Origin of the sequence: Mesorhizobium sp. M0037 (assembly GCF_040323635.1) — a bacterium.
In the GTDB taxonomy this organism is placed as follows: domain Bacteria; phylum Pseudomonadota; class Alphaproteobacteria; order Rhizobiales; family Rhizobiaceae; genus Mesorhizobium.
Genome location: NZ_JAMYVB010000008.1, coordinates 1 through 20,622 on the forward strand (window position 1 = coordinate 1; position 20,622 = coordinate 20,622).

The 20,622-nt window shown below is 63.5% G+C and carries 21 protein-coding genes; 11 read left to right on the plus strand and 10 right to left on the minus strand.

The genetic code is table 11. The features are described from left to right. Nucleotides 1–280: 280 nt before the first annotated feature. The 3 genes from NKJ78_RS14005 to NKJ78_RS14015 form a co-directional block, all read right to left on the minus strand. On the minus strand, nt 281–1,930 hold the full coding sequence (locus NKJ78_RS14005; RefSeq protein WP_023739886.1) for a thiamine pyrophosphate-binding protein: 1,650 nt from the start codon (nt 1,928–1,930) through the stop codon (nt 281–283). Next, on the minus strand, nt 1,927–3,102 hold the full coding sequence (locus tag NKJ78_RS14010) for a CaiB/BaiF CoA transferase family protein (RefSeq protein ID WP_023739885.1): 1,176 nt from the start codon (nt 3,100–3,102) through the stop codon (nt 1,927–1,929). The genes NKJ78_RS14005 and NKJ78_RS14010 overlap by 4 nt, the downstream gene beginning before the upstream one ends. 82 nt (nt 3,103–3,184) lie before the next feature. Next, nucleotides 3,185–4,117 carry an alpha/beta fold hydrolase gene (locus tag NKJ78_RS14015; RefSeq protein WP_023739884.1) on the minus strand — a complete coding sequence of 311 codons (933 nt, stop codon included), beginning with the start codon at nt 4,115–4,117 and terminating at the stop codon, nt 3,185–3,187. 245 nt (nt 4,118–4,362) lie between these two features. Here NKJ78_RS14015 and NKJ78_RS14020 point away from each other — a divergent pair, with 245 nt between their 5' ends. From NKJ78_RS14020 to NKJ78_RS14035, 4 genes are all read left to right on the plus strand, one after another. Continuing rightward, nucleotides 4,363–5,148: an alpha/beta fold hydrolase gene (locus NKJ78_RS14020; RefSeq protein ID WP_198018659.1), complete on the plus strand. Its 786-nt coding sequence runs from the start codon at nt 4,363–4,365 to the stop codon at nt 5,146–5,148. Further along, nucleotides 5,145–5,594, plus strand: a complete 450-nt coding sequence (locus tag NKJ78_RS14025) for a MarR family winged helix-turn-helix transcriptional regulator (protein ID WP_023739882.1) — start codon at nt 5,145–5,147, stop codon at nt 5,592–5,594. The genes NKJ78_RS14020 and NKJ78_RS14025 overlap by 4 nt, the downstream gene beginning before the upstream one ends. A 98-nt stretch (nt 5,595–5,692) precedes the next feature. Further along, the gene (locus NKJ78_RS14030; protein WP_023739881.1) at nt 5,693–6,700 is read left to right on the plus strand and encodes a ribonuclease T2 family protein; all 1,008 of its coding nucleotides are present in this window, start codon (nt 5,693–5,695) and stop codon (nt 6,698–6,700) included. Between the two features lie 70 nt (nt 6,701–6,770). Then, entirely contained in the window at nt 6,771–7,385 is a 615-nt protein-coding gene (locus NKJ78_RS14035) for a hypothetical protein (protein WP_156929749.1), read from the plus strand. Between the two features lie 5 nt (nt 7,386–7,390). Here the strand turns inward: NKJ78_RS14035 and NKJ78_RS14040 are convergent, their stop codons facing one another. Further along, nucleotides 7,391–8,677 carry a GGDEF domain-containing protein gene (locus NKJ78_RS14040; protein WP_023739879.1) on the minus strand — a complete coding sequence of 429 codons (1,287 nt, stop codon included), beginning with the start codon at nt 8,675–8,677 and terminating at the stop codon, nt 7,391–7,393. 234 nt (nt 8,678–8,911) lie between these two features. On the opposite strand from NKJ78_RS14040, the gene ettA reads away from it, so the two are divergent. The 3 genes from ettA (at nt 8,912) to NKJ78_RS14055 (ending at nt 12,634) form a co-directional block, all read left to right on the plus strand. Further along, complete coding sequence (gene ettA / locus NKJ78_RS14045) at nt 8,912–10,561, plus strand: energy-dependent translational throttle protein EttA (protein WP_023688009.1); 1,650 nt, start codon at nt 8,912–8,914, stop codon at nt 10,559–10,561. 49 nt (nt 10,562–10,610) lie between these two features. After that, nucleotides 10,611–11,381: a trans-aconitate 2-methyltransferase gene (tam, locus tag NKJ78_RS14050; protein ID WP_352562480.1), complete on the plus strand. Its 771-nt coding sequence runs from the start codon at nt 10,611–10,613 to the stop codon at nt 11,379–11,381. 131 nt (nt 11,382–11,512) lie between these two features. Next, nucleotides 11,513–12,634, plus strand: coding sequence for a beta-ketoacyl-ACP synthase III (locus NKJ78_RS14055; RefSeq protein WP_023668239.1), 1,122 nt, complete (start codon nt 11,513–11,515; stop codon nt 12,632–12,634). Here the strand turns inward: NKJ78_RS14055 and NKJ78_RS14060 are convergent, their stop codons facing one another. After that, nucleotides 12,635–12,784, minus strand: a complete 150-nt coding sequence (locus NKJ78_RS14060; RefSeq protein WP_245260485.1) for a hypothetical protein — start codon at nt 12,782–12,784, stop codon at nt 12,635–12,637. Between the two features lie 68 nt (nt 12,785–12,852). Here NKJ78_RS14060 and NKJ78_RS14065 point away from each other — a divergent pair, with 68 nt between their 5' ends. Continuing rightward, on the plus strand, nt 12,853–13,470 hold the full coding sequence (locus tag NKJ78_RS14065) for an MOSC domain-containing protein (RefSeq protein WP_023739877.1): 618 nt from the start codon (nt 12,853–12,855) through the stop codon (nt 13,468–13,470). A 59-nt stretch (nt 13,471–13,529) separates the two neighbouring features. Here NKJ78_RS14065 and NKJ78_RS14070 read toward each other — a convergent pair whose 3' ends face one another. Together NKJ78_RS14070 and NKJ78_RS14075 are read right to left on the minus strand one after the other, a co-directional pair. After that, complete coding sequence (locus NKJ78_RS14070; protein ID WP_352460221.1) at nt 13,530–14,372, minus strand: SDR family oxidoreductase; 843 nt, start codon at nt 14,370–14,372, stop codon at nt 13,530–13,532. A 145-nt stretch (nt 14,373–14,517) separates the two neighbouring features. Continuing rightward, a complete protein-coding gene (locus NKJ78_RS14075) occupies nt 14,518–15,480 on the minus strand; it encodes a D-amino acid aminotransferase (RefSeq protein ID WP_023668243.1) in 963 nt (320 codons plus the stop codon). 152 nt (nt 15,481–15,632) lie between these two features. Between NKJ78_RS14075 and NKJ78_RS14080 the strand changes: the two genes are divergently transcribed. Beyond that, a complete protein-coding gene (locus tag NKJ78_RS14080; protein ID WP_352460222.1) occupies nt 15,633–16,139 on the plus strand; it encodes a hypothetical protein in 507 nt (168 codons plus the stop codon). A 6-nt stretch (nt 16,140–16,145) separates the two neighbouring features. On the opposite strand, the gene NKJ78_RS14085 is transcribed toward NKJ78_RS14080, so the two are convergent. Further along, complete coding sequence (locus tag NKJ78_RS14085) at nt 16,146–16,460, minus strand: DUF2293 domain-containing protein (protein ID WP_352460223.1); 315 nt, start codon at nt 16,458–16,460, stop codon at nt 16,146–16,148. Then, entirely contained in the window at nt 16,457–16,963 is a 507-nt protein-coding gene (tsaA, locus tag NKJ78_RS14090; RefSeq protein WP_352460224.1) for a tRNA (N6-threonylcarbamoyladenosine(37)-N6)-methyltransferase TrmO, read from the minus strand. Before tsaA ends, NKJ78_RS14085 begins: the two co-directional genes overlap by 4 nt. Nucleotides 16,964–17,130: 167 nt before the next feature. Here tsaA and NKJ78_RS14095 point away from each other — a divergent pair, with 167 nt between their 5' ends. Together NKJ78_RS14095 and metF are read left to right on the plus strand one after the other, a co-directional pair. Next, nucleotides 17,131–18,153 carry an ArsR/SmtB family transcription factor gene (locus tag NKJ78_RS14095; protein WP_352460225.1) on the plus strand — a complete coding sequence of 341 codons (1,023 nt, stop codon included), beginning with the start codon at nt 17,131–17,133 and terminating at the stop codon, nt 18,151–18,153. Next, nucleotides 18,153–19,070, plus strand: coding sequence for a methylenetetrahydrofolate reductase [NAD(P)H] (gene metF / locus NKJ78_RS14100; protein WP_352460226.1), 918 nt, complete (start codon nt 18,153–18,155; stop codon nt 19,068–19,070). Before NKJ78_RS14095 ends, metF begins: the two co-directional genes overlap by 1 nt. 449 nt (nt 19,071–19,519) lie before the next feature. On the opposite strand, the gene NKJ78_RS14105 is transcribed toward metF, so the two are convergent. Then, on the minus strand, nt 19,520–20,437 hold the full coding sequence (locus NKJ78_RS14105; protein ID WP_023682155.1) for a DMT family transporter: 918 nt from the start codon (nt 20,435–20,437) through the stop codon (nt 19,520–19,522). Nucleotides 20,438–20,622 lie beyond the last annotated feature (185 nt).

Genomic DNA, 20,622 nt, shown 5'->3' on the forward strand with positions numbered 1-20,622 from the left:
CGCCGACCTGACGCAGGCGCTGGCAGCGGTCTGATAGCTCGCTTGTAGATATCAGGAAAGGGGCGATCGTCTTGGCAGCGTCGGCGGGACAGCACCCCCCTCTGTCCTGCCGGACATCTCCCCCTCAAGGGGGGAGATCAGCAGCTCTGACCATAGCGCCCTGTCTGCAACGCTGCAGATTGGCGAAGGGCGACATGACATCCAATCTCCCCCCTTGAGGGGGAGATGTCCGGCAGGACAGAGGGGGGTGTGACGGAACTCGGCTTTCGCTGCTAACGTCTCAGCTCTTGTCGCGGATCTGCGTCATCGTCCGCGTCGGCGTGATCGCCTCGGGATCGAGCCTGATTTCGACGATCGCCGGCTTGCCGCTGGCGCGGGCACGCTCGAAGGCAGGGGCAAAATCTGCCGTGTTCTCGACCGTCTCGCCGTGGCCGCCATAGGCGCGGGCAAGAGCGGCAAAGTCAGGGTTCTTCAGATCGGTGGCGACGACACGGCCGGGATAGTCGCGCTCCTGGTGCATGCGGATGGTGCCGTAGATGCCGTTGTTCACGACGATAACGATGATCGGCAGGTCGTATTGCACGGCGGTAGCGAATTCCTGTCCGTTCATCAGGAAGCAGCCGTCGCCGGCAAAGGCGATCACGGTGCGGTCGGGATGGAGCGCCTTGGCGGCGACCGCAGCCGGGGTGCCGTAACCCATCGAACCGGAGGTCGGCGCGCCTTGGGTGGCGAAGCGGCGGAAGCGGTGGAAGCGGTGCACCCAGGTGGCGTAATTGCCGGCGCCGTTGGTGAAAATGGCGTCATCGGGCAAAATCTTTTCCAGATAGTTCATGATCGGCCCCATCTGGACCGGGCCGGGGCCGGTCTCAGGAGGCGTCGACCAGTCGAGGTAGGCAGCGTGTGCTTTCGCTGTCTCACCCGCCCAGGCTGGCGTGGAGGTTGGCTTGCGCTTGGCAAAAGCCTCGACGAAGGCCGAAGGCGAAGCGTTGATCGCCAGGGTCGGCCGGTAGACGCGGCCGAGTTCGCCGGCATCGGCATGGACATGGACCAGCGTCTGGTCGGGGTAAGGGCTCTTCAGCAACGTATAGTCGGAGGACGGCATCTCGCCCATGCGGCCGCCGATCAGCAGCACCAGGTCGGCCTGCTTGATGGCGGTGGCCAGCTTCGGGTTGATGCCGATGCCGACATCGCCGGCATAGTTCGGGTGCAGATGGTCGAACAGCATCTGGCGGCGGAAGGAGCAGCCGACCGGCAGCGACCAGGCCTCGGCAATGGTGCGCATACGTGCCACCGCTTCCTCGTCCCAGCGTGTGCCGCCGAGGATGACGAAGGGACGCTTGGCCTTGGCCAGAAGCTTTTCCAAAGCATCGAGTTCGGCTTCGCCGGGCCGGGTTTCGACCGGCGTGTGCGGCAAGGCCGCGGGCGCGTCGACAAGACTGGTCAGCATGTCCTCGGGCAGCGAGACGACGACGGGGCCGGGGCGGCCCGATGTCGCGACAGCAAAGGCGCGGGTGACGAGTTCGGGGATGCGCGCGGCATCGTCGATCTCCACCACCCATTTGGCGATGTCGCCGAAGAAGCGCTTGTAGTCGACCTCCTGGAAAGCCTCCCGCTCCTTGGCGTGGCTGGCGACCTGGCCGATGAACAGGATGACGGGTATCGAATCCTGCATGGCAATGTGAATGCCGGCCGACGCATTGGTGGCGCCGGGGCCGCGGGTGACGAAGCAGATGCCGGGCCGGCCGGTCAGCCGCCCCTGGCAGTCGGCCATCATGGCGGCGCCGCCTTCCTGGCGGCAGACAATGGTGCGGATGGGCGAGTCATGCAGGGCGTCCAGCACAGCGAGATAGGATTCGCCAGGCACGCAGAAGATGCGGTCGGTGCCGTTCGCCTCGAGTGCGTCGACAATCAGTTGTCCACCGGTCTTCATCGTCCAGACTTCTCCAGTTCGGCAAGAATTTCTTCGGTATGTTCGCCAAGGCGAGGCGAGGGACGCTCATAGACGAGCGGCGTGCCCGACATCACCATCGGCGCGCGCACCGAGGGCAGACGATTGCCATGGCCATCGTCGAGGTCGAGGCGCATGCCGCGTGCGATCGTCTGCGGGTCGGCAAACATCTGGCCGATGTCGTTGATCGGGCTCGCCGGCACGCTTGACGCTTCGAGCCTGGCCAGCAACGGGTCGCGATCCCAATTCTTCAGCGTCTCGATCAAGTGCTCGCGCAAGTTCACCCGGTTGGCGACGCGGGCCGGATTGGTGGCGAAATCGGGATTCGCTGAGAGATGGTCGAGACCGACGGCAGCGCAGAATTTGGCGAACTGGCCGTCATTGCCGACCGCCAGGATGATGTGGCCGTCCCTGACCGGGACAACCTCATAGGGCGCAATGTTCATATGCGCATTGCCCATCTGCACCGGCGCCTTGCCGGAGACGAGATAGTTGAGGTTCTGGTTGCCGAGTGCGGAAATCTGCGTGTCGAACAGCGCCATGTCGATATGCTGGCCTTCGCCGGTCTTTTCGGCATGGCGAAGCGCTGCCTGGATGGCGATCACAGAGTAAAGGCCGGTGAAGATGTCGGAAATAGCGACGCCGGCCTTTTGCGGCTCGCGCCCGACCTCGCCGGTGATCGACATCATGCCGGCCATGGCCTGGATGATGAAATCATAGCCGGCGCGTGGGGCGTAAGGCCCGTCCTGGCCGAAGCCGGTGATCGAGCAGTAGACGAGCTTTGGATTGATCGCCTTCAGGCTCTCGTAATCGAGCCCGTATTTCTTCAGGCCGCCGAGCTTGAAATTCTCGATCAGAATGTCGGCCGTGGCAACCAGCCGGCGCACCGTCTCGGCCCCTTCCGATGTCGAGAAATCGACGGCGATGGAACGCTTGCCGCGATTGCAGGAATGGTAATAGGCGGCCGACAGGTTCTCGCCATCATGGCTCATGACGAAGGGCGGACCCCATTTGCGGGTATCGTCGCCGCCGTCGGGGCTCTCGACCTTGATGACATCGGCGCCGAGATCGGCCAGCAATTGTCCTGCCCAGGGGCCGGCCAGGATGCGGGCGAGTTCGACGACGCGGACGCCTTTCAGCGGAGGTTCAGCCATAAATCACCAAAAACGGGTCGGAACCGCAGCCTCTATCAACCCGGGATGCCGCTGTCACGGGCCTTGCGGTAGGCCAGCGATGTCACTCTTTGAGCACGCTATCGGCCCAGGCAGCGAAATCGTCCATAACGGTGTCGCGGTTCACCTCGTTCAGGCTTTCGTGGCGGGTGTCGGCGTAAACCTTTGAAACCAGATTCGAAAAGCCCATCGCGCGCATCCGCTTGGTGAGATGATCGATGCCTTTGCCATAGTCGGAGGCCGGATCCTTCTCGCCGCCGACGATGCTGACGGGCAGGTCGCGCCTGATGCCGGCAAAGCCCGCATCCTTGCCGCCTTTCTGCGCCATCTCCACGACATCGCGCCACATCGAGATCGAGGCATCCCAGCCGCACAGCGGGTCGGCAATGTACTTGGCCACTTCAGCCTCGTCGCGCGACAGCCAGTCGAACGGCGTCTTGTGGTTGGGCACCGCCTTGCCCCAGGCCTGGAAGGTCAGTTTGGGCAAGACGCGTGAGGGAACATCGGAGCCGAGCCTGAAGCGCTCATAAGCGAGGATGGCGAGTGCAAGCTGACCAAGCAGGCCTTGTGAGAAATTGCCGTTCCAGATCGCCGCGGCGTGGACGCGCGGCGAGTGCGCCAGCAGGTAGTTGAGCGCCACCGACGCACCCATCGAATGGCCGAACAGGATGACCGGCAGGCCGGGCTGCTCCTTCGCAATCAAATCGTGGACTGCGTCGACATCGGAGATCACCTTGGCCGGGCCGCTTGTGCCGGCGAATCTGCCGAGCGGGGCATCGGGCGCCTTGGTCGCGCCATGGCCGCGATGGTCGTGGACGTAGACATGAAAGCCGCGGGTGCTGAGGTAATCGGCGAAGCGGGCATAGCGCGCGGCGTGTTCGGCCAGGCCGTGATTGACCTGGACTACCGCGCGTGGAGAGCCCCCCGCGTGCTTCACATAGAGATTGAGCGTGGCCCCGGTCGGTGAGGCCAGCGTCGTCTGCTTGTCAAATGCCATGTCTCGCTCCCTTGGCGACTGTTGGGCGACGGCGTGACCGACGTCAAGGGGATGTCGAAATCAGCCGGCGTCACTATTGACAGTGTGCTGTCAATTTGGCTATATGACAGCATGCTGTCAAATTACATCGGGAACATGAGCATGAAACCGTTTCGACCGTTTCGCGCCGCGCGTTTCTGCTGGCGAGCCTTTCATCCGCAATGCTCCTGCCCGGCATTGCTTCCAGCCAGACCAGGGAGATGACCATGAAGACCTCAACCATTGCCGGCCCGCAGGGCCAGCTTGCCGGCTACGACATCAAATCCGGCGACGGCCTGCCGATCCTGTTCGCGCATGGCGACTGCAGCCGCGCCACACAGTGGAACCGGGTGATGCAGCTCACCGCAGGTGGCCGTGAGGCGGTCGCCTTCGATTTTCGCGGCCATGGCGCATCGGCGCCTGCAGCTGATGCCGACTACGGCTATGACGGCCGTGCCGACGATATTGGTGCGGTGGCCGATGCGTTCGGCCTGAAGCGGTTTGTCCTCGTTGCACATAGCGGCGGCAGTGGGGCCGCGCTCGCCTATGCCGCCGGCCATGCCGACCGTGTTGCCGGCATCCTGCTGGTCGATCCGGCGACCGATCCGCGCGCCCTGCCCAAAGAGATTCGCGACGGGTTCGTGCGCGATCTGGCGGGGCCAAACGGTGGCGATGTCCTGAGCGCTTATTACATCTCGATCGCCGGCTCCAATGAAGATGTCCGCAAACAGGTCATCGCCGATGCGGCGGTGGTCGATCCGGCGGCTCGGGCAGGCGTCGGCAAGGCGCTGGCGGAATGGAATCCCGAGCCGACGCTCGACGCCTATCATGGGCCGATCTTCGTGCTGGCCACGGAGGCCAATGACAATGCGGCGGCCCTGTTTCGGCTGCGCATCGGAATTGGCCACAGAACCGTCGCCGGTTCCGGCCATTGGGTGATGCTTGACAAGCCGGAGGCGGTGGCTGAAGCCGTCAACACTTTCGTTTCCACCATCGAGGCCGGCCAGAAATGACAAGCAGGACCGAAGCCGGAGATGTGCTCAGCGAACTGGTGCTTGCCGTGTTCCGGCTGAATGGCGGGTTTCTCGACGCGGCCGACCGGCTGGCCGAGCCTGCCGGGTTGACGGCGGCGCGCTGGCAGGTTCTGGGCGCGGTGCTGAAGGAGCCGAAATCGGTGGCCGACATTGCCCGCGACATGGGGCTTGCCCGCCAGAGCGTGCAGCGCCTTGCCGACATTCTGGCCGCCGAAGGGCTTGCCGCCTATGCGGACAACCCGGCGCACCGCCGCGCGAAGCTCCTGGCGATGACCGATGCCGGCCGGGCCGCGATCCGGGATATCGGCACGCGCCAGCATGTCTGGGCCAACCGCATCAGCGAGGGCATCGAGGCTCGCGCGCTCGAGACAGCGCTTGATCTGCTGCGTATGTTGACGAAGCGGGTCGAGGAGGGCGGGGTCTGATCGACCGAGCGATTGTTTTTTGCGGCGGACGAAAGAAATCGTAATTCTGACATGTCACACGTTTCTAGCTTGCGCTATGAAACGCTAGGAGTGCTGGAATGCGGATATCGGCGATTTGGGGTGCGGTGTTGGTGGCGCTGGCCGGTGTCGGCATGGCGCGCGCCGATGTGAAGATGGGCGGCTCCTTCGTGGCCGATGCGGCTTGCCCGGCGACGCAGGCAATCAAAAGCGGCAAGAACCCCGGCAATATCGCGACAACGGCTGGACAGAGCTACGACCTCCTGGCCGGCAACAAGGATGCGCCGACGCATTACCTCATCCGCGTGCCGGGCGCCGATCCTGAGCGTCGCTGGGTCAAGATCAGCTGCGGTCATGTCGCCGGCGGCAGCGCAGCCGCCCAGCCGGCCGCGCCCGCCGATCAGGGCAAGCCTGCGGCTTCGGGAAAGCCCGAATATGTCTTTGCGCTGAGTTGGCAGCCGGCCTTCTGCGAAACCAAGGCAAGCAAGCCCGAATGCCAGGCGCAGACGGCGGGCGGCTTCGACGCGTCGCATTTCACCTTGCATGGGCTCTGGCCGCAGCCGAACGGCAATTTCTATTGCCAGGTGCCGACGAGCGACAAGGCCAATGATAATCCGGCCCATTGGGCCGACCTGCCGCCGGTCGATCTCGATGCCAATACGCGCGCCGAACTCGACCAGGTGATGCCTGGCACCGCCTCCAAGCTCGAGCGGCATGAATGGATCAAGCACGGCACCTGCTACGGCAAGAGCCAGCAGGAGTATTTTGCCGAGGCGCTGAACCTGATGCGGGCGGTGAATGCGTCGCCGGTGCGCGAGCTCTTCACCAGGAATGTCGGCAAGCAGCTGACTTCGGACCAGATCCGCAGCGCCTTCGACAGCGCCTTCGGCGCCGGGTCGGGCGCGCGGGTGCGTGTCTCCTGCCTGGTCGATCCGTCGAGCGGCAGGCGGCTGATCGGCGAGCTGACGCTCGGCCTGACCGGCCCGATCGGCCCCGACAGTTCGCTGAGCACTCTCATGCTCGCCTCGGCGCCGACGACCAAGGCGGGCTGTCCGAAGGGCTCGGTCGATGCGGCCGGGTTCCAGTAGGATATCCGTCTGTCGCTTGGCAGTGACGCGGTGATATGGTCTGGATGTGTTTCATTCGGCGGGGGTGGCGATGAGTGGCATGACATCAGGCGCGCTGGCGCGGCTGGCTTTCTGGGCCAGGGGAATGACAGCCATAAAAGACGGCCGCATGGAATGGCCGGGCTTTTCCTATACCGATGCCGAGTGGGCGCGCATGCGCGTGCTTGCCGCGCCGATCGGGGCAGGCCGCTACCAGCTGTTCACTTGGGTCAATGCCGCGATCTTCATCGCCATTGCCGCGCTCGGGATCGTCTGTGTCTTCCTGCCGCTGGCGACACTTTTGTTTCCGGTGCCGGCCAAGACCAGCGCGCTCAAATTCTCGGCTCTGCTGGCGGCGTGTGCCTTCCTCATAATCGGGCTCGGCTTGCCGATCTCGATGCGCCTGTCGAGCGCGTTGGCCATCTCCCGGGAGATGCGCGCCGGTCTTGTCGGCGAAGCCGGTGACGAAGCGCTGGCAGCAAAAGTGTCTTGGCAGATCAACCGCATCATGCTGGTCATGTGCGGCCTGCTGGTGCCCGGCATTCTGTTGTTCATCGCTTATGACATCGATGCCAGTCCGATCATCACCACGCTGAAATGGCTGGCCATCGCGCTGATAGCCGTTTCAGTTGCGGTCGGCGCGTTGCATCAACGCAAGCGGAGCTGACAGCGTTATCCGCTGACGCCGCCCGTGGACACTGTCCGCGTGCTGAGGTCTTCGGCATCGTCCCTCGATTCTCCGATGACGCGGTCGCGCCCGGTGGACTTGGCCTTGTAGAGACGCTCGTCGGCAAGGGCGAAGAGATCGGCAAGCGAGCCTACGGTCTCGTCGACAGTGGCGATGCCGGCGCTGACGCTGATGTCGAACCGGTTTACGCACGCCTTGACGGCCTGGCGGAGGTTTTCTCCGAGCAACCTGGCGACCGCATGCGGTTGCGAGCAAAGGATGGCGAACTCCTCGCCGCCGATCCTGAAAACCTGATCGTGCGCGCCGGCCGCCTGGGTCAGCACCTGGGCGATCGATCTCAGCACCCTGTCGCCCTCGGCATGGCCGAAGCGATCGTTGATCGACTTGAAATGGTCGACGTCGACGATCAGCAGGCTGAGCGGTTGGGCCGTGCGCAGGCTGACAGCGACCAGACGTTCGCCGTCGCTGTCAAAGCGTCCCCTGTGCAACAGGCCGGTGAGGCCGTCGCGGCCGACATGTTCGACCAGGGCTTCGTAGCGCTCGCGATAGGTCAAGGTGTCGAAGACGTCGGACAACCCACGTGGTGCCACGACCTGACGCGTTTCGAACCATCTGAGGTAGGCGACAAGCATGGCGCTGTAGGCAAAAGCGGCACCCATCTTGGCGAACCAGCCGCCGAAGAAGACCGCAATCGGCGCGCCGGCGACGAAATGCAGGGCGCTGAAAAATCCGGCCTGGTCGAAGGTGAGCACGCAGGCGACGCAAATCAGGATGCGGGAGAACGGCGCCCTGCGTAGATAACGCCCGAGCTTTTCGTAAAGCAGGATGATCAGGATGGCGTCGATGAAGAGCAGCGTCGTGCCCCACACCATCAGCCAGCCCAACTGGTCGATGAAACCGATATCGGGAAGCTTGCCGTCGGAAAGGGCTGAAATATCGTGCAGGCGCAGGATCAGGACCAGCCCGATCATCAAGGCGTTGCCGAGCAGCAGGCCATAGATCGGCTGGCGCACCGTGGCCGCATCTTCCTTCATGTAGAGCAGAAGCAGCATCACCAGCTTGCCGGAAAACAGCACCGCCGAGCCTGGCGAGACCATGCCGAAGGGCAGGGCGACGTAGAAGACGCTGGCGAGATAGGTTTCGAGGAAATGCATGGCGCCCAGCGCGCAGACGAAGACGCCGAGGCCGATGCGATCCCTGAAGCGGAACAGCGTGACCATGACGCTGAAGTAGACGACCGCTTCGGCAAGGAGCAGGAAACTGTTCAGCACTACCTTCGGTCCGATCTTTACTTTCGATCGCGACAGGCCAGCGATCGATCCTGTTTTGACGCTGAAGGGTTAACCGGGGATTTCAACGCTCCCCGCAACCGGCGGAAAACTTAACGTGCGGTGTACACCCGGCTTGAAATGGCAAAAGCGATTGCCGTTCGGCCCGGCATCGCCTACATAGCGGCCAACCTCCATTCAATCCGACATTTCGGTCAATCATCAAGGAAAGCGCGCGTGGCACGCCAGTTCATCTATCACATGGCCGGCCTCAACAAGGCCTATGGCACCAAGAAGGTGCTTGAGAATGTTCATCTCTCCTTCTATCCCGACGCCAAGATCGGCATCCTCGGCCCCAACGGCTCGGGCAAGTCGACGATCCTCAAGATCATGGCCGGGCTCGACAAGGAGTGGAACGGCGAAGCCTGGCTCGCCGAAGGCGCCACCGTCGGCTATCTCGCGCAGGAGCCGGCGCTCGATGCCAACAAGACGGTGTTCGAGAACATCATGGAAGGCGTCGCCGCCAAGACCGCCATCATCGAGCGCTACAACGAATTGATGATGAACTACTCCGACGAGACGGCTGACGAGTCGGCCAAGCTCCAGGACGAGATGGACCGGTTGAACCTGTGGGATCTCGAACAGCAGGTCGAGATGGCGATGGAAGCGCTGGGCTGCCCGCCCAAGGATTCCGAGGTCACCAAGCTTTCGGGCGGTGAGCGCCGCCGCGTCGCGCTCTGCCAGCTGCTGCTGCGTCAGCCCGACCTCTTGCTGCTCGATGAACCGACCAACCATCTCGACGCCGAGACCACGGCGTGGCTGGAAAAGCACCTGCGCGCCTATCCCGGCGCGGTGATGATCATCACCCACGATCGCTACTTCCTCGACAATGTCACCGGATGGATCCTCGAGCTCGATCGCGGCCGCGGCATCCCCTATGAGGGCAACTACACCAAATACCTCGAAGCCAAGGCCAAGCGCCTCAAGCAGGAAGGCCGCGAGGACGACGCCCGCCAGCGTGCCATCGGTCGCGAACGCGAGTGGATCCAGTCCAGCCCGAAAGCTCGCCAGACCAAGTCCAAGGCGCGTATCCAGGCGTTCCAGGACCTGCTGGATGCAGCCGACAAGCGGCGTCCGAGCGATACGCAGATCGTCATTCCGCATGGCGAACGGCTCGGCAATGTGGTGATCGAGGCGGAAGGCCTGTCGAAGGGCTTTGGCGACACGCTGTTGATCGAGGGTCTGGAATTCAAGCTGCCGCCAGGCGGCATCGTCGGCGTCATCGGCCCGAACGGCGCCGGCAAGACGACGCTGTTCCGCATGATCACCGGCCAGGAAACGCCGGATGCCGGCTCTGTCCGCATCGGCGAAACGGTGAAGCTCGGCTATGTCGATCAGAGCCGCGATGCGCTCGATCCGTCAAAGACCGTCTGGGAAGAAATCTCGGGCGGCGCCGAAGTGGTCAAGCTCGGCAAGTTCGAAGCCAACACCCGCGCCTATTGCGCATCGTTCAACTTCCGTGGCGGCGACCAGCAGCAGAAGGTCGGCAACCTCTCTGGCGGCCAGCGCAACCGCGTGCATCTGGCAAAAATGCTGAAGACCGGCGGCAATGTGCTGCTGCTCGACGAACCGACCAACGATCTCGACACCGAAACGCTGGCGGCACTCGAAGACGCGCTGGAAAACTTTGGCGGCTGCGCCGTCATCATCTCGCACGATCGTATGTTCCTCGACCGTCTGGCCACCCACATCCTCGCCTTCGAGGGCGACAGCCATGTCGAATGGTTCGAGGGCAATTTCGAGGACTACGAGCAGGACAAGATCCGTCGTCTCGGCCCCGAGGCCGTCAACCCGCACAGGATGACCTACAAGAGGCTGACGCGGTAAGGGAGCAACCGGGGCGGCGAATTTCTCAACTGATACGAGGAAAGCTTGAATGACCGACTGGTCAGCCGCCCAATATCTGAAATTCGAGGATGAGCGCACACGGCCGGCGCGCGATCTTGTTGCGCAGGTGCCGGTGGATTTCCCGCGCCGGGTGGTCGACATCGGCTGCGGCCCGGGTAATTCGACCGAGCTGCTGGTCGAGCGCTGGCCGGGCGCTGAGGTGAGCGGCTTCGACACCTCTCCCGACATGATCGAGAAGGCGAAGGCGCGCCTGCCCAGCGTCAATTTCGACCTCGCCGATGCCTCGACATGGCGGCCGGCCGAGCCGGTCAACGTCATCTTCGCCAACGCGGTATTCCAGTGGCTGCCCACCCATCCCGCTGTGTTTCAGCGGCTGATGGGCTTTCTCGCCCCCGGTGGCGCGCTCGCCGTCCAGATGCCCGACAATCTGCTTGAGCCGTCGCATCAGGTGATGCACGAGACGGCCGCCGAAATGCCGTTCGCCGCCAAGATGGCAGGTGCTGCGCGCGGACCGCTGCCGGCGGTGTCGTTCTATTATGATCTCTTGTCGCCGCTCTCCGCCCGGGTGGATATCTGGCATACGGCCTACAATCATCCGCTGACCGACGCCGAGGCGATCGTCGAATGGGTGAAGTCGACGGGGCTGAAGCCTTTCCTCGATCCGCTCGACGCCGGCGAGCGCAAGACCTTCCTCGACAGCTACACGGCCAACATCACCGAGGCCTATCCGAAGACCGCAAACGGCAAGGTGCTGCTGCGCTTTCCGCGTATCTTCATCGTCGCCAAGCGGGCCGGCTAGCACTCCCGATGACATCCGGCCACAGCCTATGGTTTAAGCCGGCGTAAACCGGTGGGGTGAGAAAAGTGTTGTGTCGCGCCCCTTCGTCGTTCACATGAGAACGACAACGCCTGCGCATGGACGGACTGGATATGCATCGCGTCATCATCAGCGGCATTGGCGTTGAAATCCCTGAAGCCAAGATCACCAATGAAGAACTGGTCGCCAGCTTCAATGCCTGGGTCGACACCGAGAATGCGCGCCGGCAAGGCACGGATGAAACGCTGCTGCAGAAATCCGACAGCGCCTTCATCGTCCATGCCTCGGGCGTCCAGACCCGCCATGTGATCGAGCGCGAAGGTATTCTCGATCCGACCCGCATGGCGCCGCGCATTCCGGCGCGGCCCGATGATGCGCTGTCGCTGCAGGCCGAGTTTGGAGTGGCCGCGGCCCGGAAGGCGCTCGACCATGCCGGCCTGAAGCCGTCCGACATCGACCTGGTGATCTGCTCGGCCTCGCACCAGCAACGGCCCTATCCGGCGATCGCCATCGAAATGCAGGAGGCGCTGGGCACCAAGGGCGCCGGCTTCGACATGGGGCTTGGTTGTTCATCGGCCGCGGCCGCCTTGCACATTGCGGCCAATCTCGTGCGGGCGGGTGCGCACAAGCGCGTGCTGGTGGTCACGCCGGAGATCATCACCGGCCATCTCAATTTCCGCGACCGGCAGACGCATTTCATCTTCGGCGATGCGTCGGTGGCGATGGTGGTCGAGGGGCTGGGCGAGGGCGAGAGGCGGCCGGGGCGTTTCGAGGTGCTGGACACGCGCACCTGGACGCAGATGTCGAACAATATCCGCACCAATCTGGGCTATCACACCCGCACCGCCCAGGACGATCCTTACATGATCAACCTCGAAGGCAACCTGATCAAACAGGTCGGCAACAAGGTGTTCAAGGAAGTCACCGTCGCCGGCCACAAATTCATTGTCGAATTCCTCGCCGAGCACGGGCTGACGCCGCAAGCCATCAGGCGCTTCTGGCTGCATCAGGCCAATGCGCGAATGAACGCCATGATCCTGAAACTGGCCTTCGGCCACGAGGTCGACCACGACCGCGCGCCGATGGTGCTGGAGCGGCTCGGCAACACCGCCGGCGCCGGCGCCATCATCGCGCTGTCGGAAAACCACGCCGACATGAAGCCCGGCGATTTCGGCGTGCTGTGCGCCTTCGGCGCCGGCTATTCGATCGGTGGCGCGCTTTTGCGGATGCTGTAATCAGGCCGGCATGAACGGCACCAGCATCGGTACGCTGCGGGCATAGTCATCATAGGCGTTGCCGAGTTCTCCGCGCAGAAAGCGTTCCTCCAGCCTTGCCTTCATGACGATGCCGATGGACGCCATCAGCCGGTTTGATCGAATCATCATCGCTTTCGACTGGACCCGAGCCCACGGCTACGGCTAATGCGACGTCATCCTGCAGAAGGAACGAAGCCATGCTGGACCTCTTCCCGGAGTCTGAGAAGCCGGTCGACATCATCCCCGCCAGGAAGCTGTCCGCCAAAGTGGCCGCTTTGTACGTCGCACCGTCAGATCACTTCCAGACGCGCCCAGTGGAAGCATGGCAACTCGGTTTCGAAGGCATCGACGGCGACTTCCACGCCGGCGCCACCCGTCGTTCCGGCGGTCGCGAACCCTGGTATCCGCGCGGCACCGAAATCCGCAACGAGCGGCAGATATCAATCGTAGCAGCGGATGAACTCGCCGTCGTTGCCGAGCGGATGGGGCTGGCCGAGATCAAGCCGGAATGGATCGGCGCCAATCTGCTGATCGAAGGCGTGCCGCATCTCTCGATGCTGCCGTCAGGCACGCTGCTGTTCTTTAGAGGTGGCGTGACGATCAAGGTCGATGCGCAGAACGGGCCTTGCCGGCTTGCTGGACGTGCGATCGCCGAAAACGCCGGGATGGCCGATCGGGAGGCCGGCGCGCTGGCCTTCCCGAAGGCGGCGAAACGGCTGCGCGGCCTCGTTGCCTGGGTCGAGAAACCGGGTCGTATGACAACAGGGGAAGAGATCTCGGTGCGCGTGCCCGAGCAGTGGATTTATCGATCGTAGTACCGAGCTAGGGCAAGGGCTGCGCCGCCGGGGCGACGCAGCCGGATTTCAAGACGCGCTCAGGCCGCCTTGCGGTTCTTCTTGGCGCCCTGCGCCTCGACGGAAACGTGGTCCCACTTTTCCCACAGCGCGATGCGGTTGGCGTATTCCTGCTTGATCATCGGCAGGCCGCCATCGCCGAAGAAGACGCGCAGCGGCGGCTCGGCCGCGTCGACGATTTCAAGCATCGCCGGTCCGGTGGCCTCGGGGTCGCCGGCGACCGAGTTGGCGCGGCGTTCCGCCATCTTGGCCCGGGCCGGCGCGTAAGCCTCGATCGCTTTGGAGACCTTGGCCGAGGCGCCGGACCAATCGGTGGAGAAGCCGCCCGGTTCGACAAGCGTCACATGGATGCCGAATTCGGCGACCTCGATGCTGAGCGACTGGCTGAAGGCTTCGAGCGCCCATTTCGAGGCATGGTAGAGGCCGAGCGACGCAAAGGCGTTGACGCCGCCGATCGACGAGATCTGGATGATGCGGCCGGAGCGCTGCGCCCGCATGATAGGCAAAGCCGCCTGGGTGACCCAGAGCGCGCCGAACACATTGGTTTCGATCTGGTCGCGGGCTTCCTGTTCGCTGACTTCCTCGATGGCACCGAAATGGCCATAGCCGGCATTGTTGATGACGACGTCGAGCCGGCCAAAGCGCTTGTGCGCCTCGGCGATGGCCGCATCGACGGCCTTCTTGTCGGTGACGTCGAGCTTGATCGCGGCGACATTATCGCCGTATTTCGCGACGAGATCGGCGAGCGTGCCGGCATCGCGCGCGGTTGCGGCGACACGGTCGCCGCGAGCGAGTGCGGCCTCGGCCCAGACTCGGCCAAAGCCTTTCGACGATCCGGTGATGAACCAAACCTTGCTTGTCATGACGTGGAATCCTTGCCCATGCGGGCCGTGAACTGGGAAGCGGAGGCTTCTCCGCTTCCGCGATATACGGTGCGTCGAGCGATTTTCCAGAGGCGAGGGGGAATCTTTTTGGTCACGACATCGTGTGGAGCAGGACCTTCGCCGGTCAGGGATAGCGCACCGGGCTCGACCAGGCCGGGTCGTCATGCTTTTGCCAGTAGAGCGCCATCAAGCGCTTTGTGATCCCGCCTATCTTGCCGTCGGCGACAGCAGCGCCGTCGATCACTGTCACCGGCATGATGCCGCCGGCGGTGGAAGTGATGAAGACTTCGTCGGCAGCCTTCAGCGCGGCAACGCTGACGTCGACGGCCGTGGTGGGAAGCGCTGCCTCGGCGCAGAGGTCGAAGACGGTGCGCCTGGTGATGCCGGGCAGCACGCCGGCGGCTGGCGTCGACAGCCTGCCGTCCTTGACGCAGAACACGTTGAAGCCGGGGCCTTCGGCGACATTGCCGTTGAAGTCGAGAATCAATGCGGTTTCGGCCCCACGGTCATAAGCGTCGTAGAGGCCGCGCACGAGGTCGAGCCAGTGGTAGTTCTTGATCGCCGGATCGATCGAGACCGGCGGAATGCGCACCTTGTCGCTAATGGCGACATGCAGGCCGCGCCGCAACTGTTCGGCATTGGCGACCGAGCCGAAGGGAACTGCGAAGGCCATGAAGCGGTTGACCGCCTGGCGCGGATCGCGGCTGAAGGTCGGCGAGGCGCCGCGTGTGCACAGCATTTCGACATAGGCGGCGCGATGGCCCGACAGCGCCACGCAATTGTGCAGAATCTCGGCCACACCATCGCGGTCGGACGGGATCGTCATGCGCAGTTTTTGCAAGCCGGCGAAGAAGCGGTCGAGATGCAGGTCGAGTCGGAAGAAGCTCCCGTCCCAGACATGCACGGTGTCGTAGGTGGCGTCGGAATGCAGAAAGCCCCAATCCAGCACCGAGATCTTGGCTTGCGACATCGGCAGATACTGACCATCGAGAAAGGCGATGCCGTCGGGATAGGAATGCGGATCGATATGGCGATCCGACAAAGCCGGCAATGGCACAATGCTACCGGCTGCTGCGCTTCGGTTCATGGCGATTGGTTCCTTCGGCTTGATGCGGCAGATTCAAGCTAGTGGTCCCCTGCAGGCGGCATAGGGCCACCCAACCATCGCTGTTTGTCCTAGGTAGCACATTCGATATGCCCTATGGTCCGGCTTGAAAATATCCGGCCGGGAGGGGCAAAATGGGCAGATCTTTTCGGACCATCAGCTTTGCAATTTTCCTCGTCTTCGTCACTGGCCATGCCTTCGCGCAATGCGCTCGCGAGGGCGAGGCGCTGTGCCAGAACGGCCAGACCTATCGTTGCGAGAAGGCGGGCAGCGAGCTGACGCCGATTTTTCAGAACGTGCCTTGCGTGGTCAACGCGGCGGGGCTCAACGGCGTCTGGACCGGCAGCGGTCATCAAAGTCCGGCCGGTGCTGCCGGCGCCGATTGGGCGATCGCAATGACAATCGGCGATGGCGCCGCATCGATCGACTATCCGTCGCTCGGCTGCGGCGGATCGTTGACCCAGATTTCTCGCGACGACAGTTCGGCGGAATACCGGGAAAACATCAGCTACGGCCGGGACAAGTGCATCGACGGTGGCGGCATCACCGTCCGATTTTTCAAAGGGAACCTGTCCTGGACCTGGGTTGGCCAGGCCGACGGCCAGCCCTACAATGCGGTTGCCGTATTGAAGCGACGGTAGCTGAAGTTATTCCTCTTCGTCCTCTGCATCGAGCAGGCGCGTGGCGCGCCAACGGGTCAGCACCATGTTTGTTTGCTCGATGACGAAGAACCGCGCCGAGTCGCGGTCATAGCCCTCGGCCAGCAGCTTCTCATAGTCGGTATGGCCGTGCCTGATATGGGCGATCGTCGCCAGCCAGACCGCGATGCCCGGCGGCAGCGTCTTCATGTGCACGGCGCCGGCCTCGGTGCGGATTTTCTCCATATCGGCATAGGGCGCCAGGGGCAGCAGTGCGGTCAGCGCCTTGGCGATGGCGCGGCGGCGGCCGGGGGGCGCGCTCATTTTTCGTCACGCCCGGCAATGGTCGCCTCGGGAAAGGCGTCGGTCGAGGCGAAATAGGGCTTGATGTCGATCACTGGCGTGCCGTCGAGCACATCGATGGCGTCGATGGCGATGCGGCCGTGGTCGATGTCGACGGCGATCAGGCCGGCGATATGCAGCCCGATTGGGTTCGGCCGGGCAGGGGAGCGCAGCGAGAAAACGCCTTTCGGCTCAGCCGCATGGCGGGGTCTCTGGACAATCAGTGCCCGCGGCGCGTGATGCAGCCAGGACAGGAGGACGATGTGGCTGGCCCGCTCCAGCGCAAGCAGGCCGTCGCGATAGGCAGGGTCGATGAGAACCGTGGCCGCCTGTCCGGTCTCGCGGGCGGCGCGCATGTTCTTCGGGCAGCTTTCGCGCGTGGTCCATGGCGAGGCGATGCGGCCGATAAACACGATATGGCCATCCGCCGGCATGTCAGCCGGGTCGGCCTGCAGGAGCTTTTCGCCGTCGCGCGTCTCGAACATGGCTTTCGCCCTAGCACAAGTTTCCAGCCGATCGTCAGGGAAAAGCGGTTCTCTCAGGCGGGGACCATGTGTGCGGCATTTTCTTGTCAGGAAGCGACATAGGCCTTGCCATGTCGTCAAAGCTGACATAAACATATGTTTATATCTTTTTCAACGAGAACGCGCCGATGCATGTTTCGCTCGAAACGATGGTTGATACGTTGAAGGCTGCGGCCGAATCGAGCCGGCTCCGCATCCTGGCGCTGCTGTCGCGCGGCGATCTCACCGTGTCCGACCTCACCGAGATCCTCAGCCAGTCGCAACCGCGGGTGTCGCGGCATTTGAAGCTGCTGCTGGAGGCCGGGTTGATCGGCCGCTACCAGGAGGGCTCCTGGGCCTTCTTTCGGCTGTCGGATACGGATTCCGCGCGCGACTTCGTCATGGGGCTGGTCTCCGGCATTCGCGGCGCCGATCCGCAGGTCGAGCGCGATCTCGAGCGGTTGGCATCGGTCAAGCGCAAGCGGCAGGACCGTGCCGCCGAGTATTTCTCCGAGAACGCCGCCAGCTGGGATCACATCCGCTCGCTGCATGTGCCGGACCGCGCCGTGGAAGCCGCACTCCTCAAGCTGGTCGGCAAGCGGCCATTCCAGTCGATGCTCGACCTCGGCACCGGTACCGGGCGGCTGCTGGAGATATTTTCGCCGCTCTACCGGCGCGGCGTCGGCATCGACATGTCGCGGGAAATGCTGACGGTGGCGCGGGCCAATCTCGACAAGGCAGGCATCGCCAATGCGCAGGTCCGCCAAGGCGACATTTTCGCGCCGCCGGTCGAGCGCGACGCCTTCGACCTCGTCACCATCCATCAGGTGCTGCACTATCTCGACGATCCGGCACGCGCCATTCGCGAGGCGGCGCGGCTGCTGCGTCCGGCGGGCCGGCTGGTGATCGTCGACTTCGCGCCGCATGCGCTGGAATTCCTGCGCGACCAGCATGCGCATGTCAGGCTGGGCTTTTCCGACCGCCAGATCTCCGAATGGTTTGCCGAGGCCGGGCTCGATCTCGAGGATGCCCAGGAATTCGAGCCGCGCGGCGGCAACGAAGCCAGGCTGACCGTCAAGCTGTGGCTCGGCCGCGACCGCCGCATGCTGATGGCCGAGCCTTCAAATGACACCCAACCCACCAAAGCGTACCCTATGGGGGAAATCGCCTGATGAACCAGTTCCGCTTTTCCCGCCGTCCCGACATCGGCGACAAGGTGCGCGTTTCCTTCGAGTTCTTCCCGCCGAAGACCGACGAGATGGAAGCCAGGCTCTGGGACACCGTCACCAGGCTGGAGCCGCTGAAGCCGAGATTCGTCTCGGTGACCTATGGCGCCGGCGGCTCGACGCGTGAACGCACGGCGCGCACGATCAAGCGCATCCTGAACGAGACGACGCTGACGCCGGCGGCTCACATGACCTGCGTCGACGCCGCCCGCCATGAGGTCGATGCCGTGGTCCGCGAATTCGCCAATATGGGCGTGAAGCGCTTCGTTGCGTTGCGCGGCGATCCGGCGGCGGGTGTCGGTACGGCCTACCGGCCGCATCCCGATGGCTATGCCAATGGCGCCGAACTTGTCGGAGCGCTGAAGGACGCCGGCGATTTCGACATCTCGGTCTCGGCCTATCCCGAAAAGCATCCGGAAAGCCCCGACTTTGCCACCGACTTCGACATGCTGAAGCGCAAGGCCGACAATGGCGCGACGCGGGCGATCACCCAGTTCTTCTTCGACAACGATCTCTACGAGCGTTATGTCGAGAAGGCGCGCCGTGCCGGCATCTACATCCCGATCGTGCCTGGCATCCTGCCGGTGCACAATTTCACCCAGGTCGCCAATTTCTCGGCACGCTGCGGCGCGCTGGTGCCGGCATGGCTGGCCGAGCGTTTCGAAGGGCTGCACAACGATCCGCAGACGCATGCGCTCGTGGCGTCTGCCGTGGCGGCCGAGCAGGTGCTCGATCTCGTCGAGCGCGGCGTCAGCGACTTCCATTTCTACACCATGAACCGGGCCGACCTGGTGTTTGCCATCTGCCATATGATCGGCATCCGCTCCCACGAAACAGAGGCAGCTGGATCCGCCGCCGCCTGAGCTTCATCGTGGTATGAAATCTGAAATGCAAAAGGCCGGGCGAAACACCCGGCCTTTCGAATTTGTGGGCTATTGCTGCTGTTCTTCCGCTCCGGCGGTTACGGAAGAACACCTATGATAAGGGCGCCAATGAAGGCAAATGCAGCACAGATCATCAATGCGTTGATTGGCCTCGTAAGTCCCATGTCATAGTCTCCTCTTCAAGAGCTATGGATGGGAGTCTAGGGGCATTTGTGCCACAGGCAAGCGGAAAATATGCTGCAATGCGACGCGATTGTGGAATTTGCGACCTGCCACCTGTCGTTAAGCGTTGAAACTCTTCGGCAAAAGCCGCTGGCAGCCTGTGAATAAATTGTGACGCGGCCGTGGCGAAAGCGAGGCATGGCAGCGCTACCAGAGCTAAAGCGCGTCGTTGTCCCAAAACCGCTGCGCACTTTTGGTCGACAGCATTAGCGCCGACCAAACAACCGCCCGTCGATCGTCACCAGGCCAAGCGCGATCAGTGCCATGCCGCAGAACTCGAACAGAGCGAGCCGCTCGCCGAGGAACAGGAGGCCGAGCAGGATGGCGCTGGCCGGGACGATGAGCGTGACCAGCGAGGCGTTGGTGGCGCCGGCCGAGGCGACGAGGTTGAAATAGAGGATGTAGGCGAAGGCAGTGGAGAGCAGCGCCAGCGCCAGCACCGCCGTCCAGACCGGCGGCGAGGCCGAGAACAGGCCGGCCGGGCCATAGGTGAGCAGCACCACCGGGATCATGATGATGGTCGACGCCGTCAATTGTCCGGTGGCGATGACCGGCGAGGGCACGCCCTTGAAGCGGCGGGCAATCATCAGCGCGACGGCGTATGACAGCGAGGCGCCGATCAGCGCGAATTTCGCCCAGACCGGGCCGCCGAGCCCGGCCAGCAGGCCGGGGCCGATCATGACAGCGGTGCCGGCGATGCCGAGCCCGATGCCGGCAAGCTTGTTCCAGGAGAGCTTTTCGTCCGCTGTCAGCGCGTTGGCGAGGATCAGCGTCCAGAACGGCGTCGTCGCATTGAGCACCGAGGCGACGCCGGCGCCAAGCGCGGTCTGGCCGGCAAAGATCAGCGAGAACGGGACGACATTGTTGGCGAGCGCCAAAAGGAAAAACAGGCCGGCATGCGGGAAGGCGAGGCGGAAGGACGGACCGCGAATGCCGAGATAGAGCTGCAGTGCGATGGCCGCGATGGCAACGCGAAACAGCACCAGCACCAGCGGGTGCATTTCGGCAACGGCGATGCGGGCAAAGAAGAACGAGCCGCCCCAGATGGCGCCGAGCAGCAGAAGCTGTCCCCAGTCCCTCAGCGTCATCGGTCCGCGCTGTACGGCTGTCGTGGCTATTGCCATCGTGAACGTCCTTCCCCGCGGCATCAATGCCAGCCACTCAGGCAGAAGGCATATCGGGTCCGGCGACAAGGGCCACCCGAAACCTGATTGCTGGCAACAGTGCTGCCAGGAGGGTGCGCCGCTGGGTCAGTGCCCGCCAGACACAGAATTGTTTTCTTTGGCCGCTAGCTTGGATTAATTGTGCG

Bases quoted from the DNA above. Each gene is read 5' to 3' on its own strand.
- NKJ78_RS14020 (WP_198018659.1), top strand. From the start codon at position 4,363: ATGAAGACCTCAACCATTGCCGGCCCGCAGGGCCAGCTTGCCGGCTAC.
- NKJ78_RS14010 (WP_023739885.1), bottom strand. From the start codon at position 3,102: ATGGCTGAACCTCCGCTGAAAGGCGTCCGCGTCGTCGAACTCGCCCGC.
- NKJ78_RS14025 (WP_023739882.1), top strand. From the start codon at position 5,145: ATGACAAGCAGGACCGAAGCCGGAGATGTGCTCAGCGAACTGGTGCTT.
- NKJ78_RS14080 (WP_352460222.1), top strand. From the start codon at position 15,633: ATGGGCAGATCTTTTCGGACCATCAGCTTTGCAATTTTCCTCGTCTTC.
- NKJ78_RS14005 (WP_023739886.1), bottom strand. From the start codon at position 1,930: ATGAAGACCGGTGGACAACTGATTGTCGACGCACTCGAGGCGAACGGC.
- tsaA (WP_352460224.1), bottom strand. From the start codon at position 16,963: ATGTTCGAGACGCGCGACGGCGAAAAGCTCCTGCAGGCCGACCCGGCT.
- NKJ78_RS14105 (WP_023682155.1), bottom strand. From the start codon at position 20,437: ATGGCAATAGCCACGACAGCCGTACAGCGCGGACCGATGACGCTGAGG.
- NKJ78_RS14060 (WP_245260485.1), bottom strand. From the start codon at position 12,784: ATGATGATTCGATCAAACCGGCTGATGGCGTCCATCGGCATCGTCATG.
- NKJ78_RS14075 (WP_023668243.1), bottom strand. From the start codon at position 15,480: ATGAACCGAAGCGCAGCAGCCGGTAGCATTGTGCCATTGCCGGCTTTG.
- NKJ78_RS14035 (WP_156929749.1), top strand. From the start codon at position 6,771: ATGAGTGGCATGACATCAGGCGCGCTGGCGCGGCTGGCTTTCTGGGCC.
- NKJ78_RS14015 (WP_023739884.1), bottom strand. From the start codon at position 4,117: ATGGCATTTGACAAGCAGACGACGCTGGCCTCACCGACCGGGGCCACG.
- NKJ78_RS14030 (WP_023739881.1), top strand. From the start codon at position 5,693: ATGCGGATATCGGCGATTTGGGGTGCGGTGTTGGTGGCGCTGGCCGGT.
- NKJ78_RS14070 (WP_352460221.1), bottom strand. From the start codon at position 14,372: ATGACAAGCAAGGTTTGGTTCATCACCGGATCGTCGAAAGGCTTTGGC.
- tam (WP_352562480.1), top strand. From the start codon at position 10,611: ATGACCGACTGGTCAGCCGCCCAATATCTGAAATTCGAGGATGAGCGC.
- NKJ78_RS14055 (WP_023668239.1), top strand. From the start codon at position 11,513: ATGCATCGCGTCATCATCAGCGGCATTGGCGTTGAAATCCCTGAAGCC.
- metF (WP_352460226.1), top strand. From the start codon at position 18,153: ATGAACCAGTTCCGCTTTTCCCGCCGTCCCGACATCGGCGACAAGGTG.
- NKJ78_RS14095 (WP_352460225.1), top strand. From the start codon at position 17,131: ATGCATGTTTCGCTCGAAACGATGGTTGATACGTTGAAGGCTGCGGCC.
- NKJ78_RS14085 (WP_352460223.1), bottom strand. From the start codon at position 16,460: ATGAGCGCGCCCCCCGGCCGCCGCCGCGCCATCGCCAAGGCGCTGACC.
- NKJ78_RS14065 (WP_023739877.1), top strand. From the start codon at position 12,853: ATGCTGGACCTCTTCCCGGAGTCTGAGAAGCCGGTCGACATCATCCCC.